Annotated in this window: 14 protein-coding genes; 8 read left to right on the top strand and 6 right to left on the bottom strand. The window is 59.6% G+C overall.

Annotated features, from left to right (window positions below; genetic code table 11):
- Positions 1-219: 219 nt before the first annotated feature.
- Together cax and PY649_RS27560 are read left to right on the top strand one after the other, a co-directional pair.
- Positions 220-1,314 carry a calcium/proton exchanger gene (gene cax / locus PY649_RS27565; protein WP_285872065.1) on the top strand — a complete coding sequence of 365 codons (1,095 nt, stop codon included), beginning with the start codon at positions 220-222 and terminating at the stop codon, positions 1,312-1,314.
- 191 nt (positions 1,315-1,505) lie between these two features.
- On the top strand, positions 1,506-1,817 hold the full coding sequence (locus PY649_RS27560) for a potassium channel family protein (protein ID WP_285872064.1): 312 nt from the start codon (positions 1,506-1,508) through the stop codon (positions 1,815-1,817).
- Here PY649_RS27560 and PY649_RS27555 read toward each other — a convergent pair whose 3' ends face one another.
- Both PY649_RS27555 and PY649_RS27550 read right to left on the bottom strand, forming a co-directional pair.
- Positions 1,818-2,711, bottom strand: coding sequence for a sigma-70 family RNA polymerase sigma factor (locus tag PY649_RS27555; RefSeq protein WP_285872063.1), 894 nt, complete (start codon positions 2,709-2,711; stop codon positions 1,818-1,820). It abuts the gene before it with no gap.
- The gene (locus PY649_RS27550) at positions 2,708-3,463 is read right to left on the bottom strand and encodes an SDR family oxidoreductase (RefSeq protein WP_285872062.1); all 756 of its coding nucleotides are present in this window, start codon (positions 3,461-3,463) and stop codon (positions 2,708-2,710) included. Before PY649_RS27550 ends, PY649_RS27555 begins: the two co-directional genes overlap by 4 nt.
- A gap of 270 nt (positions 3,464-3,733) precedes the next feature.
- Here PY649_RS27550 and PY649_RS27545 point away from each other — a divergent pair, with 270 nt between their 5' ends.
- Together PY649_RS27545 and PY649_RS27540 are read left to right on the top strand one after the other, a co-directional pair.
- Entirely contained in the window at positions 3,734-4,804 is a 1,071-nt protein-coding gene (locus PY649_RS27545; protein ID WP_285872060.1) for an LLM class flavin-dependent oxidoreductase, read from the top strand.
- A 333-nt stretch (positions 4,805-5,137) separates the two neighbouring features.
- Entirely contained in the window at positions 5,138-5,344 is a 207-nt protein-coding gene (locus PY649_RS27540) for a hypothetical protein (RefSeq protein ID WP_285872058.1), read from the top strand.
- Between the two features lie 70 nt (positions 5,345-5,414).
- Here the strand turns inward: PY649_RS27540 and PY649_RS27535 are convergent, their stop codons facing one another.
- A complete protein-coding gene (locus tag PY649_RS27535; RefSeq protein WP_285872057.1) occupies positions 5,415-7,376 on the bottom strand; it encodes an elongation factor G in 1,962 nt (653 codons plus the stop codon).
- A 334-nt stretch (positions 7,377-7,710) separates the two neighbouring features.
- On the opposite strand from PY649_RS27535, the gene nuoH reads away from it, so the two are divergent.
- Genes nuoH through PY649_RS27520 form a run of 3 tightly spaced genes read left to right on the top strand, consistent with a single transcriptional unit; the run spans position 7,711 to position 9,778 of the window.
- A complete protein-coding gene (nuoH, locus tag PY649_RS27530; protein ID WP_285872056.1) occupies positions 7,711-8,697 on the top strand; it encodes an NADH-quinone oxidoreductase subunit NuoH in 987 nt (328 codons plus the stop codon).
- 30 nt (positions 8,698-8,727) lie between these two features.
- Entirely contained in the window at positions 8,728-9,294 is a 567-nt protein-coding gene (locus PY649_RS27525; RefSeq protein ID WP_285872055.1) for an NADH-quinone oxidoreductase subunit I, read from the top strand.
- 43 nt (positions 9,295-9,337) lie between these two features.
- Positions 9,338-9,778, top strand: a complete 441-nt coding sequence (locus PY649_RS27520; RefSeq protein WP_285872053.1) for a CBS domain-containing protein — start codon at positions 9,338-9,340, stop codon at positions 9,776-9,778.
- A gap of 277 nt (positions 9,779-10,055) precedes the next feature.
- On the opposite strand, the gene PY649_RS27515 is transcribed toward PY649_RS27520, so the two are convergent.
- Positions 10,056-10,520 carry a YbhB/YbcL family Raf kinase inhibitor-like protein gene (locus PY649_RS27515; RefSeq protein WP_285872052.1) on the bottom strand — a complete coding sequence of 155 codons (465 nt, stop codon included), beginning with the start codon at positions 10,518-10,520 and terminating at the stop codon, positions 10,056-10,058.
- A 424-nt stretch (positions 10,521-10,944) separates the two neighbouring features.
- On the opposite strand from PY649_RS27515, the gene PY649_RS27510 reads away from it, so the two are divergent.
- On the top strand, positions 10,945-11,589 hold the full coding sequence (locus PY649_RS27510) for a glutathione S-transferase family protein (RefSeq protein WP_285872050.1): 645 nt from the start codon (positions 10,945-10,947) through the stop codon (positions 11,587-11,589).
- A gap of 64 nt (positions 11,590-11,653) precedes the next feature.
- Here the strand turns inward: PY649_RS27510 and PY649_RS27505 are convergent, their stop codons facing one another.
- Together PY649_RS27505 and nuoG are read right to left on the bottom strand one after the other, a co-directional pair.
- Positions 11,654-13,951, bottom strand: coding sequence for a cation:proton antiporter domain-containing protein (locus PY649_RS27505; RefSeq protein ID WP_285872048.1), 2,298 nt, complete (start codon positions 13,949-13,951; stop codon positions 11,654-11,656).
- Positions 13,952-14,131: 180 nt separating this feature from the next.
- Complete coding sequence (nuoG, locus tag PY649_RS27500; protein WP_285872047.1) at positions 14,132-16,711, bottom strand: NADH-quinone oxidoreductase subunit NuoG; 2,580 nt, start codon at positions 16,709-16,711, stop codon at positions 14,132-14,134.
- Between the last annotated feature and the right edge of the window lie 3 nt (positions 16,712-16,714).

Genomic DNA, 16,714 nt, shown 5'->3' with positions numbered 1-16,714 from the left:
GCGAACGCTGGTATAATCCAGAGCATCAATCCGGCGGCCACGTAAGTTTCGGCTATCCATCGGCGGACCTGATTGCTCTCGACATATCCATGATGATGCCCTCGCCACACCGCGAGCAGTACGACGAATAGATTGCCCGACGTCTGCCTATCGGTAAGGCGTGGGTTATTGGCATCGGCGAAGACCGAGCCATTTTGGCGTCCGAACGGGAGTAGACAATTGGGCCCCCTTTTGAAAGAGATTCGCCACAACCCTATGCTCTGGTTGTTGGTCGCCGTGCCGGTGGTTTTCGTTGCCGCGGCACTCGCCCCCGAAGCCCATACCGCGCTATTTGTCCTGTCGGTACTTGCCATTGTGCCACTGGCCGGCTTGCTAAGTCACGCGACCGAATCCGTTGCCGCGAAGACGGGCGACGCCGCCGGCGGGCTGCTCAACGCCACCCTGGGAAATCTCACCGAACTGGTCATCGCATTGGCTGCCCTAGGCGCCGGGCAATATACGTTGGTAAAGGCATCCATCGCCGGCGCGATCGTAACCAACACGCTATTCATGCTGGGCGCCTCGTTTCTGCTTGGCGGGCTCAAATACCACCTGCAGGAGTTCAACCGCGCTAACGCGCGACTTCAATCGGGCCTGCTTTTTCTGGCCACGGTTGCGCTGCTGATGCCTTCGGCGATTGCCGAAATGGACTCGACATCGGCTGCTGCAGCCACCCAAAAACTGAGCCTCGGCCTGGCCGTTCTGCTCATCATCGGATACGGACTGGGGCTGTTGTTCACGCTCGGGACACACCGTGAGGTCTTCGCCGGAGCGGAGCATGATCAAGAAAATGAAGCGCCGTGGCCGATCGGTTTGGCACTGGCCACACTTGCCGGTGTCACCGTACTCGTGGCGCTGGTGAGTGAGATCTTCGTCGAATCCGTGCAAAAGGCAGCCGAAGCTTTCGGAATGACGGCCGCCTTTGTCGGTTTCATCGTCGTCGCACTGGTTGGCGCCGCCGCGGAAATGGCTTCGGCATTTTCCGGCGCGCGCAAGAACCGGCTCGACCTCAGCGTCGGTATCGCATTGGGGAGCGCTTCCCAGATCGCGTTGTTCGTCGCACCCGTTTTGGTGCTGGTGAGTTATCTGATCGGCCCCTCACCGATGGACCTGCAGTTCTGGCCGGGTGCCGTGGTGATGGTGCTCTTTGCGACCATTACCGCGATGTTCGTCACCAACAGCGGACGGTCGGCATGGTTCATCGGCGTATTGGTGTTAATGGTGTATGCGATCTTTGCCATGACGCTGTATATCTTGCCACCGGCGGTGAAGTGAACTCGACCTGCGATAGAGTTTCGCGCGCTCTAGCAAGGCCATTGCCTGCAGCAAGTGGAGGATGGGCGGGATACATTGGCGCCTGTTGGCCGCCGCAAAAGGCCCCTCCCTTCACGGCTCTCCGACACTGAACCGCAGAGAGGTCAAAAGTCGTGTCAGCACCAAAACGCAATAGGGGACACTCGAAGCGGATGAGGCGCCTATTCTTCGTCTCGCTCCTCCAGCAACTTCGTGTGGTCTGGCCAATCCTGTCTGGGGTGATCTCGGTAATGGTTGCATGCGGGCTTGTCATTTGGCGCATAGAGGATTGGCGGCTCGACGAGGCCCTCTACTTCACCTTCGTGACCGGGCTTACCATTGGCTATGGCGATTTTTCGCCCAAACATGTCTCGGCGCGCGTGCTGGCACTAGTGATCGGTTTTGCGGGCATCGTGCTGACTGGGCTCGTCGCGGCCGTCGCCGTGAAGGCGCTGAACGCGACAGACCAGCACGATGAGGAATAATCAACCATCGAGAACCAGTTCCGCACTTTCCAGAATGTAGGGGACGTAACGATAGTCACGAATGAAGGCGATCTGCCCGTCCCGCCATTCAATCCGCATTAAGTGGTGCGGCCTTGGCGCCGGACCATTTTCGAACACGGCGATCACCTCTTGTCCCTCGAGCCATGCAACGGCAAGGTGAATTGCTGAATTCCGCGCATAGATCGTGAAGAACATGCCTACATCAGCCCCGGAGCGGACCGCATGCGTGGCCTGATGTAGTTTGACGTCGTCGGCCAGGAGCGCCCGAAGGCTCTCCCAGTCACGCCGGTTAAATAGCTCGACATAGCGCTGGTTTTCCGGCGAGTGCGCTCGGTTGGCCGAACGTTTCGGCGCCCGTGCGTTGATCTCCCTCAGCCGGGTCCGCCCTCTAGCGAGGTGGCCCTTCACCGCATCAACGCTAATCTCGAGCAGACCTGCGATGTCGTCGAGCGATTGGTCGAGAACATCCTTCAAGACGACGACGCTCCGCTGGATCGTCGGAAGTTCGACGAACCGCGATACGGCCGTTGTAATCGCTTCCTGACGCATCAGCGTCTCCAAAGGATCGGGCGCATCGTTATCGGGCATCTCTGAGGCCGCCTCCAACGGTTCGGTAGCCCTTAAAGCGCGACTGCGCAGAAAGTCGAGCGCGCGGTTATGGACGATACGAAACAACCACGCGCGCAAAGCTTCCTTTGCCTTCAAGGTCCCAAGGGTCTGATAGGCCTTTACGATCGCCTCCTGCAGCACATCCTCGCCATCGATGACCGAGCCGGTCAAGCGCGCGCAATAGCGATGAAGCTCGGGCCGGAGCTCGCTGACCATGGCAAGAAAGCTTTCCTCATCGAGGCCCGCGGTTTGTTTTTGGTTCATGCCGCCTGTTCTTCCAAAACGGTGACGCCCGTGTCACCCCTTATGCCAATTGCAAGCGCTGTATCATACGTCGCGTCGGTCAGAACCCGAACGACGTGACTGCCGAATTGGCGCGGCGGCATGGCAGGATACCGAGCGAGGAAGGCTTCCTGCTCTATTCCCATTGCCTGGGCGTAGGCGTTGGAACCCGCCCCACCGACGCCTGTCCCCGCGACCATCTGCTTAGGCACTATCGCCTGGAAGCGAATGTCAAGGCCGTTCTGTTCGGACAGGCCATTGGCGTATTTGGTCATCAGCCACAGCATCCGCTTGGCGCCTCCGTAGCCGCCAGACATCGGCGATCCCTGTTGTGCCGCGCCGCTCGAACTCACCAGCACGCGGCTGCCCGGAGCAAGCGGAAGGTTCAGCGCGGCCTGCATCCAGTAGAGGCCGCCCTTGACGTCCGTGTCCCAGGTCGCGGTGAACTCTTCCCAACTCGTGCAATCGAACCGCGCCATGCGCGGCACCGCCCCGGCGTTGAGAACCAACACCTGCGGATGCACATCCCGGAGGATGCTGTTGGCGGACGACGCGTCGGTGATATCGGCCGAAACCGTCTCCACCCCCAATCGTGTCCGCACCTTTTCAAGATCGGCGGCGCCACGCGCCACCACCCAGACTTTAGCCCCCTCATCAACGAGAGCTTCCACCAGTCCCAGTCCGAGGCCACGGGTTCCACCGGTGACCACCACGCGCTTGTTTTTCAGGCTCATCACGTTCTCCTTCGCAATCCTGAAAGAAGGACGAATGAGACCTGGCAAAAGAGTCAGACAAAATGCACCTCAGCGCACGAAAACGAATATGCCGCTCTCAGCCGGCTTGTTTGGCTTTTCATGCTGACGGCAGGTGTCATCGGAACACGATGAAATTTGGAAGAATATTCTATTTTGTCGGTCATTATCGGGCATGACCGCAATTTCCTTGCGATCGGAATTGGTTTTATAATCTATAATATTAGTAGACTACATCGAGCCTATTACATCATGAGCAACAATTCCGAATTTCTCTGGTACATCCCCAACGACGTCAAAGCCGGCCATCGCGGCGATTCCGCCGTCGACAACCACAATAGCCTCGCGACGCTGACCGACCACGCGAAGGCACTGGAGGAGCACGGCTGGAAGGGTGCACTCATCGGAACCGGCTGGGGCCGGCCCGACACCTTCACCGTCGCGACGGCGCTCGCAGCGCGAACCACAACCTTCGAGCCGCTCATCGCGATCCGCCCGGGCTATTGGCGGCCGGCGAATTTTGCTGCCGCCGCGGCGACGTTGGACCACCTCACCGGCGGGCGCGTACGCGTGAACATCGTATCGGGCCAGGATAACCTCGCCGCCTATGGCGACAGCGAGGGCGACCAGGCGCACCGCTACTCCCGCACCAAGGAATTCATGCGGCTGGTTCGCCGACTGTGGACCGAAGAGAACGTCACTTATGAGGGCGAGCACTTCCGCGTCACCGAATCCACCGTAGAACCGCGCATACAGGTTCGCGGCGACCGCCGGCACCCCAAGCTCTATTTCGGCGGAGCCTCGGAGGCAGCCGAGCGTGTGTCCGCCACCGAGGCCGATGTCCAGCTCTTCTGGGGTGAACCTCTCGGCGGCGTTCGCGAACGGATCGAGCGGCTGAGAGCCTTAGGCAGGGAACTGGACCGCGACCTTCCTCCACTGGAATTCGGACTGCGGATCACCACGCTGGTCCGCGACACCACTGAGCAGGCATGGGCCGACGCCGAGGCGAAGGTCGCGGAAATGGCCACGAGCAAGGGCGACGGCTGGAACGACCACCGCCGGGCGGTGGCGGTCGGCCAGCAGCGACTGCTCGATCTGCACACGCGCGGCGATGTCCTCGACGACAACCTCTATACCGCGCCCGGGAAGTTTGGCGGCGGTGGCGCCGGCACGACGTGGCTGGTCGGTTCAGCGGCCGACGTCGCCAGTTCGCTGCGGAAATACCAGGACCTCGGCATCACCCACTTCGTGCTCTCCGACACGCCGTACCTCTCCGAGATCAAGAGGCAGGGCAGTCAATTGCTTCCGCTGTTGCACAACTGAGGCCGCAGCCCGCGCCTCACTCGATATTTCGTTGACGTCGACAAGGACAAATTGGCCGTTCGCGCATCCTGGGCGAAGGCTCGGCCAACCGCCTATGAGCCGCTTGCCGCCGCCGCGAACCGTGGCCTTCCAAATTCCAGCCCATATGCGGGAGGCGGTTTTCCACAGCATGCATGTCCTAAAGCGGCACACGTGACGTAAAGGCATCAAGCGGTTGTCCAACATTGGCGGGATGCCGTTTATCAACTGGCAACCATGCACGCCGGTGCAAAACTGCCATTCCGGAGAATCGTGTACCTTTCATTTGCTTCAATGACTGAAGGGGAATGAAACATGTATTGGCAGATTGCACATCTCGTGGATTCGATCGTCGACAATCCTGCTATCGGTGACGATGAGCTGATCATCGCGATCGATCACCTTAATAAGACGCTCAAGGCAGCGGCAACGGGTGTGATCAGCCAGCCACCCACAGATGCACTCCAGGTCAAGCAGGTCCTTGAGCACGTCGCCCTACAGCGCGGGCTTCCCTTAAGCTGACATAACGGTCGCCCGGGGTAGGAACCCGAGAGTCCTGCTGAAATGTTGCGTGCGTCCAGCCGCAAAGGTTTCAGTGTTCGACGCGTTGTGTCTCGTGCGCCCGCACGATAGCGTCCGCTTCCTTGCCATATAGTTCCTCGAAATGGTCGAAGGTCTTGGAGAAATAGCCAATGCCTTGCGTCGCCGAGCGCAGCGTCCGCGCCAGATCGTCGAGTGCACTGCCCGGAACGAGCGCCCGGAAGATATCCCATCCCTTGGCGCTTTCATCGCGGTCGAAGCCGAGAACCTGGCCCTTGAGGGCGGAGACGATCTGGACGAGGTTGCCGGAATAGACCGATGGAATGTGAATCTCGCTGCGGAAGACCGGCTGCATCAAAACAGCCGATCCTTCGGAAAGCGCCTGTCGCACTCCCATCCTCGACGCGGTCCGGAAGGCGTGTTCCGAACTGTCGACGGCATGGTGCTGGCCATCGTAAAGCGTTACGCTGACATCGATGACCTGGAAGCCGAGCGGCCCTTTCTCCATCGCTTCGCGCGCGCCCGCTTCGACGGCGGGGATGTAGTTGCGCGGAACGACGCCACCCTTGACGGTTTCGCTGAAGCTGAAGCCCCGGCCGCGCTCATTGGGGCGGATACTCAGCTTCACATCGGCGAATTGTCCGGCACCACCGGTCTGTTTGCGATGGCGGTAATGAACCTCGGATGGTTTCGCGATTGTCTCGCGGTAGATCGGGCTGGGCGTACGATCGGTTACGTCGATGTGGAAGACATCGGACAGGGTTCGGCAGAGATCACGCAGATGCACCGGCCCTTGGGCGCAGACCAGTTGGGCGCCGGTGCTCTCCTCCTGCAGAACCGTTAGGCCGCGATCCGTCTCGGAAAGTTTTGCCAGCGTTTCGGAGAGCTTGTTTTCATCGCGCTCGCTCCCCGGCACGAGGATCCTTTCAAGCATCGGCGTCGGCGGCTCCGTCCACTCCGGCGGCGCGACCACCGCGTCAAGCGTCAAGAGCGAGGGGACAGGCAGATGGTCGGACTTGACGGCCGCAAACACGTCCCCTGGCGCCGGCGCAACCGCCGAATTGGATCGCCCGTTTGCAAGGCTCTGCACGGCGCCGAGGCTGGAGCCGCCCAATGATGCACCCTGCCGCAAACCTTCGCCAAGTGCGCGCACGAGCACCGTCTTGCCGATATTCTGGCGATGATAGGCATGGAAGCTCACGGCGGCCAGTTTGCCATCATCGACATTGCTCGCGCGTGCAAGACGCTGTCGAAGAGCCGCTACCGGCGGCGCCTCGTGGCGCAGCGCCTTCATCAGCCGCATCATGCCGTTGCCATGGCTTGCGGAACCGATCAGGACTGGAATGATCCTGTTTTCCCTGAGAACTCGTGATGAAATGGCATAGATCGCGTCGCTGGGCGGCTCTCGGTCTTCGATCAGTTCCTCAAGAAGCCAGTCATCGAATTCGGACAGGTGTTCCAGGAGCTCGTTTCGCGCTTCGTGCTCGCGCTCGGCGGCGCTTTCCGGGATCGCGATCAACGCGGAAGTCTGGCCTTCCCGGTAGCGCCACGCCCGTTCCGAAATCAGATCGCAACTGCCCACGATCCTATCTCCCTCGCGGATCGGGATCTGGCGAAGCAGAAGAGTGTGGTTGGCATAGTCTTGAAGCGCTGCGATCACATCCCTTAGCCGCCCTCTCGGTTCGTCCATCCGATTGACGAAAAGGATGCAAGGCGTCTCCGAAGCCTCGATTATGCGCAGATAAGGCGCGGCGAGCACGGCCTCCTCGGGAGCCGATGAAACGCATAGAATGCAGGCGTCGCTGGCAAGAAGAGCGTGCTGGACATGCGCCAACGCTTCGTTCGGTCCAGGCGCATCAAGCGCACACCACGCTTCGTTTGCGAAGGTGAATTCTGTCACATTCAGTCCGTAGGGAGAGCTGGATTTTCTCGGCGTTCCCTCCAGCGAGCCGAGCTTTTCGACGACCGTCGATTTTCCAGTCTGCGAGGGTCCAAGTACGGTAAAGCAACGCATCGGCATTCCTCCAACTGCCATAGGCACACTTTTCAGCCCTCACAGGATGCCCTGAACCGCGGCAAGGCGCAATTTTCTTGTTGATCAAAGTTTCGGCCCTTGCCCCACTATCGAGTAAAAAACCTCCCGAACGATGAGAACCGCAGATCCTACCAACGGCAATCGTGTGCGAAAGGGTTCGAGCTTTATATCCTGGCCAGGCAAATAGTGATGGCATTGTATGAGGTGCGTCGCCGTTGTACTCTGTAAGCGACAAGTGTGCAGAGTGCCCAATGCAGAGAAGGAACCGAATTCCGGTCGCACGTTTCAACCCGTGAACAAGTAGCCGCGGATCATGGAACTTATTGTCGCCCTTGGCCTCATCGTCTTCAAGGTCGCATTTCTGATTGCGATCCTCCTGCTGCTGCCCTTGCCGCTGACCTGGTTGGAACGCAAGATCGCCGGACACATGCAGCAGCGGATGGGGCCTATGCGCGTGGGTTGGCACGGACTGCTACAGCCGATGGCGGACGGGATCAAGCTCCTCACCAAGGAAGATCATATTCCGGCAGAGGCGGACCGCTTCCTGTTCAAACTGGCGCCGATTCTGGCGCTCGTGCCACCCTTTGTGGTGTTCGTCGCGGTCCCCTTCGGCGAAAATGTCTCGGTCCTTGGCACCGACATCTCGCTCCACGTTTCCAACATGAATGTGGCGATCCTTTTCATCTTCGCGGTGATCGGGATCGAGGTTTACGGCGTCATCTTCGGCGGCTGGGCCGCTAACAGCAAATATGCCGTTCTGGGCAGCCTCAGGACCTGCGCGCAGATGATCAGCTACGAGATCCCGATGGGGTTCTCGGTCATTGGCGTGGTGATGCTGGCGCAGTCCATGAGTCTGCTCGAGATTGTCCGAGCACAATCTCATGTCTGGAATATCGTCTATCAGCCGATCGGCTTCTTCGTGTTCTTCGTCGCCGGACTGGCAGAAGCGCAACGTATTCCGTTCGACCTGGCGGAAGCGGAAGGCGATCTGGGGGCCGGCTTCCATACCGAATACAGCGGTATCCGCTTTGCGTTCTTCATGGTCAGCGAATATGCGATCATGTTGCTGATGTCGGTGCTGGTGGTGATCCTGTTCTTCGGCGGCTGGAACGGTATATTAATCCCACTGCCGCCGATCCTCTGGTTTCTACTGAAGGTCGCGTTCTTCGTCTATTTGTTCATGTTGTTCCGCTTCACTTTCCCCCGCTACCGCTACGACCAGCTGATGGCGATCGGATGGAAAGTCTTGCTTCCTCTATCGATCGCGAACATAATCCTAACCGGTATTGCTTTCCTTTAGGGGCCACAGTGGCTCCGCAGCGAGGCGACAATGTCGCGCGCACAAGACAGACTTGGAACATGGATCGGCTGGGCATTCTTCGCCGATCTCGCGAAAGCCTTGGCTCTGACCTCCGGCTACATGTTCTCCAGATCTGTGACCATGCAATATCCCGACAAGGAAAAATGGCTGCCCTACTCCCGTTACCGCGGGCACCACTTCCTTAAGCGCGACGATGAGGGCGAGATCAAATGCGTGGCCTGCGAACTCTGCGCGCGGATTTGTCCCTGCGACTGCATCGAAGTCATTCCTTACGAAGATGAGAAGGGCAAACGTCACCCGGCAAAATTCGAGATCGATACGGCCCGGTGCCTGTTCTGCGGGTTGTGCGAAGACGCCTGTCCCGCGGACGCGATCGCGCTTGGCCAGCAGTACGAATTCTCGAGTTATTCATCCCGTGACCTAGTGATCGGGCGCGAGGATCTGCTCGGCAAGCCGGGCAAGGCTATAACCGGCGGCGGCGTGGTCGCTGCGCGTCTGAACACCGAACAGGGCGTTCTGATCGAAACGAGCGAGCCGCAGGGTTACAACTGGTGGCGGAATATCCGGCGAACGTGAACGCGCCTGCCGTACAGCCGGAGTGTGCAGACAGGAGGCTCAGATGCATGTTTGCCAGATCTTGAAGGACAAATCTCCCGAACTCATCTCGATCAGGCCGGATCGGCCGATGGTCGAGGTCCTGCGGCTATTTCGGGAAAATAACATCGGCTTCGTCGTCGTCGGCCGCAGGCCCGGAGAATGCCTGGGCACGCTGTCGGAGAGGGACTGCTGCAACGCCGTGGCAGAATACGGGACCGACGCACCCTTGATGCGGGTCGCCGACATCATGAACCGCAATGTGGCGACCTGTTCGACAGACGATTTGCTGCCCTATGTGATGGCGATCATGACCAGACGGCGTACGCGCCATGTGCTGGTCATGGATGGCAGCACCCCCATCGGCGTGGTGAGTATCGGCGACGTGGTCAAGCACCGGCTTGAGGAATCCCTGCGCAACGAGGAGGCGCTGCACGAATACATTGCCGGGACCCGCTATCACTAGATGTGCGGTCCTGCAGATGGTGCGGATTGATTTTGAAGATCGAGGGTCTTTTGTCTAGGCGTCACCAATCGCCGGGCATGCTGTTTGTCATCGCAAGCCTTGAGGTGCCTAGCGAAATTGAATCGTCATGATGATTGACCTTGACGGTGGCGCCTATGATGTGCGGTTCATCCGCGCGGCCCGTGGCCGCGACGTCTATGTTTATTTCCATGACGACGTGAAAGTGCTAGCCCCTGCGGTGCCAGAGCCGGCTATCTTGTTTTGTCATTTTCCTCGGTTACTGCGTCTGGTACGTGCCGGTGACGCTCGCCTCCGCCAGCGCGTGCTTTTTCGCCTCCGCCCACATCGCGCTTATGCCGGCGGCATCCGGGATCGAAAGCCTCGGGACATCAACGGCGACAAGGCGGAAAATGTAGTGATGAGGACGATCCCCGCGGGGCGGTTGCGGGCCGTCGTAACGAGCGTTGCCGAAATCGTTCTTGTAGAACCGCGGCGCCCGATCCGGCGCCGTATCGGCGTTTTCGGTAAGAGCGGTCCATTGCGCCGGGATGTTGGCAATACCGCAATGGCGAAAAGTGCCGCTGGGAGCATCGGGATCCTCAATAACCAGAGCAAAGCTCCTGGTTCCATCGGGAGCCCCGCTCCAGGCAAGCGGCGGAAAGAGGTTCTCGCCCGCCCGTGCATATTTCCTGGGGATCGGCTGATCCGGCGCAAAGGCCTTGCTGATCAATGTCAAAGCCATGGCATTCTCCTTTCAATGTCTGGGGTGATCGCTTCCTTTGACCGCTTCCCTGATTGAAGCCTCGTACCATGGTCCGATTCTCGCTCCGAATGGCGGGAGCGGTCAGTGGCGGTTGACGACTTTCGTGAACCGGCTAGTGCCGCCGCTTTCCGTCTAGTCCTGATAGAGAAAGGCGAGTTCGTTCTGGTCGAATATCCGGAAGAATTCCTCCCAGGAAAAACTAAGCCGTCAGACCCGCCATTGTTCCCCGTTCTTCGACATTGTGATTGCGATCGATTCGGGCGAAATCGCAGGGATCGTGTCGCGGGCATTCGCGATCGGCGGCCTGCAATGAAAATAGTGCAAGGCCGATGTCGTTTTCCGGGCTGCCCATTCGTCCTCGCGATAGGAAGGCGAAGTAATTCGCCCAAGCAAGGAAACGGCGATGACAATCACCATCACAGCATTTGAACGATCGCCCGATGGCGGCAAGGGACTGGCGCGCGATACGCGCGTTCGCTGGGCGCTCGAAGAAGTGGGGCAGCCCTATGAGGTTCGTCTACTTTCCTTCGCAGAGATGAAGGGGCCTCATCATCTGGCCATCCACCCCTTCGGCCAGATCCCTACCTATGAGGAGGGCTCTCTCTCGCTGTTCGAGACCGGCTCGATCGTCTTTCATCTTGCTGAGCAGCATGCGGGCTTGCTGCCGAAGGATCGCGATGCCCGGGCACGCGCGATCACGTGGATGTTTGCCGCACTTAACACCGTCGAGCCGCCGATCCTCGAATTGTCGACGGCAAAAATATTCGAAAGTGACAAGTCTTGGAGCGAGGAGCGCTTGCCGTTGGTAAAGGACCGTGTTCGCGCTCGGCTGGACAAACTCTCGGCTCACTTAGGCGTCGCCGACTGGCTCGACGGTGCGTTCAGCGTCGGCGATTTATTGATGGTATCAGTGCTGCTGCGACTAAGAATGTCAGGCATTCTGGACGAATATCAAAACCTGGCTGCCTATGTCGCTCGCGGGGAGGCTCGGCCCGCTTATATCCGGGCTTTCGCCGCGCAGCTTGCGATCAACGCACCGGCCGTTTGACGGGTTTGGTCGAGACAACATCCCCATCCGGCGGTTCAAGCTTTTTCAGACCAGCCTCTATCCGTCACTCGGTCTCAACGAAGATGAAAGAACGGTCGGCCGCCTCGGCAAGTGTGTCGGGAATGCGACCGTAAGACAAGCGCGGGCCTGCCCGCCTCGAAACACCGAGCACAATTAGATCATAACGTCCCTTGCGGGATTGACTGAGAATCGAAAGCTCCGGAGAGCTCCCCTCCTGAACGATCTTCTCCACGGTGACGCTATTAAAGCGTGCAATTTCGTCAATTTTTTCGAACGCTTCGAGATAACTGTATCGGCTGTCGCTCAACCGTTGATGCCTATGAGCTTGCATCGCCTCTTCGATATACAAGACTGAGATCGAACATCCCGTTACCTTAGCGATGAGGAAGGCGAATTCCGCGGCCCTGATCGAGCGCTGCGTGCCGCTTATCGGCACCAATATGCGCATGTTCTTGTCGTCTTGAGGTATGCTTCGGCCCCGAGACGAGACGATGGCAACGGTGCCTTTGAAGGCGGAAGCCATCAATGAAAGCCGATCGTCGAAACCGCCGTTTACGCCCGAGACTGGCTCCACGCCGATGAACAAAAGGTCGTGGCCCTGCTCGGAGCCCTCCCCCAGAACCTTCGCCAAATCGCTGTCTTTCAATTTCGTATTGACGTGAATGTCACCTTGCGTCGTCCGTCCCGTGCCTCCCTCCGAGTTGATCGCCTCATCTGCAGTTGACGTTACGCGGTCCGCGACGGCCTTCGTTCCCGCCTCAGCCGCCGTCGTCTCCAATGGACCAGCCTGCGGCCGCTGTTGTTGGCCCGCATCGGCTTCGATATTGAGAACCGTCACAGGCATTTTCCGCTCGGCAGCAAAGTGGCCGACGATCCGCGCCGCGAGATTGCTGCTCGGCGTTATGTCGACCGCCAGCATGATTCTTTCAAAATTTCCAAGAAAGCTGCTCTCCTCGAACTTCTCCTGTTCGAGGCGTTCGCGCTCATCCGCACGCATCGGCAGGCGCGCGAGCGCCCACCGCAAAGACGGTGGCATTGCCATTGTCGTGACAACCGCCATTGCCACAATGATCGAGAACAGTTTCTCGTCTAGGACACCCACCGAAAGGCCGATCGAGACAACGATGACCTCCGTGGATCCTCGAGCGTTCATGCCGCTGCCAAGGGCCATCGCTTCGGCGTTCGAGTAGCCGCCGAGCTTCGCACCAACAAATGCGCCGCCGAATTTGCCGACGCTCGCGATGACGACAAGGCCGATGGCGAGCATGAGGGTGGTCGGATTGCCAAGAACGCTCAGATCGGTCTTCAATCCGGTGAGGCCGAAAAATACCGGCATGAAGAGAGCTGTCGTCAAAGCGCGGAGTTGTCCGTCGATCTGGCGCGTAAGGATCGGCGATTCTCCTACCAATATTCCGGCCACAAACGCGCCCAGCACGGTATGGACGCCAATCAGATCGGTGATGATGGCCATACCGCCCATAATGGCGATGATGGCGCTGAGGACGGGGAGATCACTGCGAAATTTATCGTTGGTCAACCGGATTGCCTCGAAAACCAACCGCCGCCCGATCGTGAAGCTGAAGGCCATGAAAGCGAACGTCCCGACCACGCTCATCGTGAGGGTCTTAAAATCTACCGTGCCGCGCTGGGCCAGGCTGAAGGTGACTGCGATGACGACCCAACCGACTGTATCGTCGATAATTGCGGACGCCACGATCAACTGACCGATGTTACGCCGCATGAAGTCCATCTCTCGGACGACCGATGCTACGATCTTGACAGAGGAAATGGAAAGCGCTGTTCCGAGGAAGAGCGATGTCACCAGTCGCTTTTCGGGATAGGGAAGAACGCTATCCGGAACGAGTTCCCCCAATATAAAGCCGCAGGCGAATGGGATAGCGATACCGGTCAACGATACGGCAAGAGCGGCGCTCTTCAGGCGCTTCGCCAGGCCGAGGTCGGTTTCCATCCCCGCAAGCAGCAGCAGGAAAAGGATGCCCAGCTGCGCCACGGCCTCCGTCATGTTGTTTTGTGCTCCCGCCGGTGGGAAAAGCTGCTGTTGGAGGTCAGGCAGAACCGTCCCCAACATTGAAGGACCAAGCAGGACGCCTCCAAGAATCTGGCCCATGATCGACGGCTGGCCAATCCGCACCATAAGTTCGCCAAGCAACCGGCCGACGATCACCAGGATGATAATCTGAATAAGAAACAAGCCCTCGGATGCCCCACCCGCCTTTGTGCTTTCAGCCGCAAACGCCTCAGAGCACAGGAAAAAGATGCCGCCAGCGAGCATCGCCGAAAGGCACGGGCGAAGCGACTTGAGGTGAGATTTGGATATCATTCTGTTTGGCACCGCAAAACTTCGAAGTGAGAACGTGCGAACTCCTGCGACGTTCCAAGCTGCTCGAAATCGCGCGGATATAGGGAACCGCTCACTACGGGCAAGATGTGAAGAAGCAGAGGGAATTCCGGGGAGATTGAAACGCAAACCCGGTTAGTCGTTCGAGTTCGCGCGATCAGATTAGAGCGGCTCTGCGCTTCCATGAAAAGCTAAACCGCTCTCGGAGGCTGCGTGGACCCTTTGTACGTTCACCGGACATGGGTATTCGCCCCGCCGCATCAGCATGTTGAGACGCAACGTTCTGTAGTTTTCGGGAACAAACACGAGGCCCCTGGGAAAACGTCTGTTGACTCTAAGCTTCGCCGTTAGTTCGCCCTGAGCGGATCGCACGATCACCTGATCGCCATCCGAAAGACCAAGTTGGGCAGCATCATCCCCGCTCATTTCGACATAGGGATCATCCGCGATCGTATTCAGGATCTCCGAGCGTTCGGAGAGATATCCGTTGTGGAACAAGCCGTTACCGGTGACCAGCATGAGCGGGCCGGCCACGTTCGGGGCAGATGGCGGCTCGAAGAAAGCGCCGGACGGCGGCGTCGGGACCGACTTGGTGAAGGCGCCATCGGCGCCGAGCTGCTCCTGCGTCAAACCCTGATAGGCGGGGACCAGCTTGGTAATCTCGGCAAAAACTTCGCCTTGCGTCGAACGCTGCAGTGCTTGGTCGCGAAGTGCGGCGACGAAGTCGAAGATCGCCAGGTTGCCTCGCGCCTCGAATACGGGTTCGCGGAATTTGCGGAGATTTTGGATCCGGCCTTCATTGTTAGTGAAGGTGCCGGATTCCTCGCCGTAACCTGCCGCGGGCAGGACGACTTCCGCCAGGCCCACCGTATCCGTGAAGAAAGTGTCCTGCACAATCAGGAGGTCGGCGGCGCCAAGTGCCCGGGCTACAAAATCCCTGTCGTGATAGGCGACCAAAGGGTCGGTACCGGCGACGTAGAGCATGCCCATCTGTCCGCCGACGCAGAGTTCCAGCATGGCGTCGAGACCCGCGCCGGGTTCAGACGGTATTTCGGCACGCCAATGCCGTGCAAGAGTTGCGCGCGCCTCATCGTCGTCGACCGCCTGCAATCCCGGCAAGGCCGCCGGCAGAACCCCCATGTCCCAGGCGCCCATCTGGTTGGCGCGGTCGAAGAGGAACTGCATTGCAGGGCCTTTGCCGAGCAGGCGCAGAACCTGCAGTAGATTGTTGAGCTGCTGCAGCGTCGCCCGCGCTTCCGGCAATCTCAAGAGGTCGACGCTGACAAGCACGGTGACGCTGCGACCCTCCCTGAGCGCGGACGCCAGACGATCCAGCCCGTCACCGCCGGCGCTCTCCGCAGGCCTGCCGATTTTTGCACTGATGCCGGCCAAGACGTCGCTCCGCAAGGTCTGATCGGCCGCCACGAGCTCAGCTACCACCGCTGCCAGGCTTGCCGCTTCTCCGCCCGGCGGGACACGAACGACCGCGCGGGCATCGGCGTCCAGACGGGATGGCCGCGCCGAAAGCATGAGCAAAGCGGTATGCCGCCGCCGCGCGCCGTCCCGCAGCAGATATTCGGTGACCGGGTTCTCTTCAGTAACGTTGCCGCCAACGATGAGCACGCAGTCGCTGCCGATGACGTCTTCGAGCGGTGTGCGGCTGTAGAAGCTTGCCGCCAACGGACCGAGTACATCGAAGGGCGTGGACCAGCGCGTCGAGCAGTCGATGTTGTTGGTCCGGAATAGCGTCCGCATCAGCTTCTGGAATTGATAAAGCACCTCGTTCGGCAAGCGCGGCGACGCCAGCCCGCCAGCAGCCTTGCTCTCGACGGCAGACAAGCGCCGGCGCAGATAGTCCCCTGCTTCGTCCCAGGAAACGGGCACCAGCGCCCCGTCACGACGGATCATCGGCCGCTTGATCCGGTCCCGGCTCGCGACGAAATCGAGGCCGAAGCGTCCCCGCGCGCAGAGCGTTTCGTGATTGACCCCCTCGTCCCATTTCGAGCGTACCCGCATGAACTCGCCCTTGCGCGTGCCCACCGTCAACTGGCAGCCGGTGCCGCAATGCGGGCAAATCGTGTCCGTCTCGATCAGATCCCAGGGCCGCGCCTTATAGCGATAAGGGAAACTCATCAGCGCGCCGACCGGGCAGACCTCGACGCAATTGCCGCACTGATCGCAACTTGCGAGGCTGCCCTCGAAGCCGGTGACGGCCGTGTCCATCCCTTTTTCGACGGTGCCGAGCGCGACCGCACCGACAACCTCCTCACACATCCGGACGCAGCGCTGGCACTGGATGCAGCGGTTGACGTTCATGATGATCACCGGGCTGAGGCGGATATCCTTGGAGTGGAACACACGTTTGTCGTCGCGGAACCGGCTTTCACGCGGGCCGTAGGCCATCACCATGTCCTGAAGCTCGCATTCGCCGCCCTTGTCGCAGATCGGGCAATCAAGCGGGTGGTTGGCAAGCAGCATGTCGAGCATGGAGGAGCGCGTTTCCTCGATCTGCGGCGTGTTCGTCCGCACCACCATGCCATCAGTGACCTGGGTGGCGCAGGAGGGCTGCAGCCGCCGCAACCCCTCGATCTCCACCAGACACATGCGGCAGGAGGCCAGCGCCGGCAGGCGCTTCAGATAGCAGAAGGTCGGTATGTCGATGCCCAAACGCTGGGCGGCCTGCAGCACTGTCGAGCCAGCCTCAACTTCCAGCGTTTGTTTGTCGATCGTGATGCTAACCATGGC

The organism is Rhizobium mayense, from assembly GCF_030272705.1.
In the GTDB taxonomy this organism is placed as follows: domain Bacteria; phylum Pseudomonadota; class Alphaproteobacteria; order Rhizobiales; family Rhizobiaceae; genus Rhizobium; species Rhizobium mayense.
The sequence above is the reverse complement of the archived record's forward strand: the minus strand, read 5'-3'. Positions and strand labels throughout refer to the sequence as shown.

What these genes read in the sequence shown, in the direction of transcription:
- PY649_RS27550 (WP_285872062.1), bottom strand. Translation starts at nt 3,463, where the DNA reads ATGAGCCTGAAAAACAAGCGCGTGGTGGTCACCGGTGGAACCCGTGGC.
- PY649_RS27505 (WP_285872048.1), bottom strand. Translation starts at nt 13,951, where the DNA reads ATGATATCCAAATCTCACCTCAAGTCGCTTCGCCCGTGCCTTTCGGCG.
- PY649_RS27560 (WP_285872064.1), top strand. Translation starts at nt 1,506, where the DNA reads ATGAGGCGCCTATTCTTCGTCTCGCTCCTCCAGCAACTTCGTGTGGTC.
- PY649_RS27545 (WP_285872060.1), top strand. Translation starts at nt 3,734, where the DNA reads ATGAGCAACAATTCCGAATTTCTCTGGTACATCCCCAACGACGTCAAA.
- PY649_RS27520 (WP_285872053.1), top strand. Translation starts at nt 9,338, where the DNA reads ATGCATGTTTGCCAGATCTTGAAGGACAAATCTCCCGAACTCATCTCG.
- PY649_RS27535 (WP_285872057.1), bottom strand. Translation starts at nt 7,376, where the DNA reads ATGCGTTGCTTTACCGTACTTGGACCCTCGCAGACTGGAAAATCGACG.
- PY649_RS27555 (WP_285872063.1), bottom strand. Translation starts at nt 2,711, where the DNA reads ATGAACCAAAAACAAACCGCGGGCCTCGATGAGGAAAGCTTTCTTGCC.
- PY649_RS27510 (WP_285872050.1), top strand. Translation starts at nt 10,945, where the DNA reads ATGACAATCACCATCACAGCATTTGAACGATCGCCCGATGGCGGCAAG.
- PY649_RS27525 (WP_285872055.1), top strand. Translation starts at nt 8,728, where the DNA reads ATGTCGCGCGCACAAGACAGACTTGGAACATGGATCGGCTGGGCATTC.
- nuoH (WP_285872056.1), top strand. Translation starts at nt 7,711, where the DNA reads ATGGAACTTATTGTCGCCCTTGGCCTCATCGTCTTCAAGGTCGCATTT.
- PY649_RS27515 (WP_285872052.1), bottom strand. Translation starts at nt 10,520, where the DNA reads ATGGCTTTGACATTGATCAGCAAGGCCTTTGCGCCGGATCAGCCGATC.
- nuoG (WP_285872047.1), bottom strand. Translation starts at nt 16,711, where the DNA reads ATGGTTAGCATCACGATCGACAAACAAACGCTGGAAGTTGAGGCTGGC.
- PY649_RS27540 (WP_285872058.1), top strand. Translation starts at nt 5,138, where the DNA reads ATGTATTGGCAGATTGCACATCTCGTGGATTCGATCGTCGACAATCCT.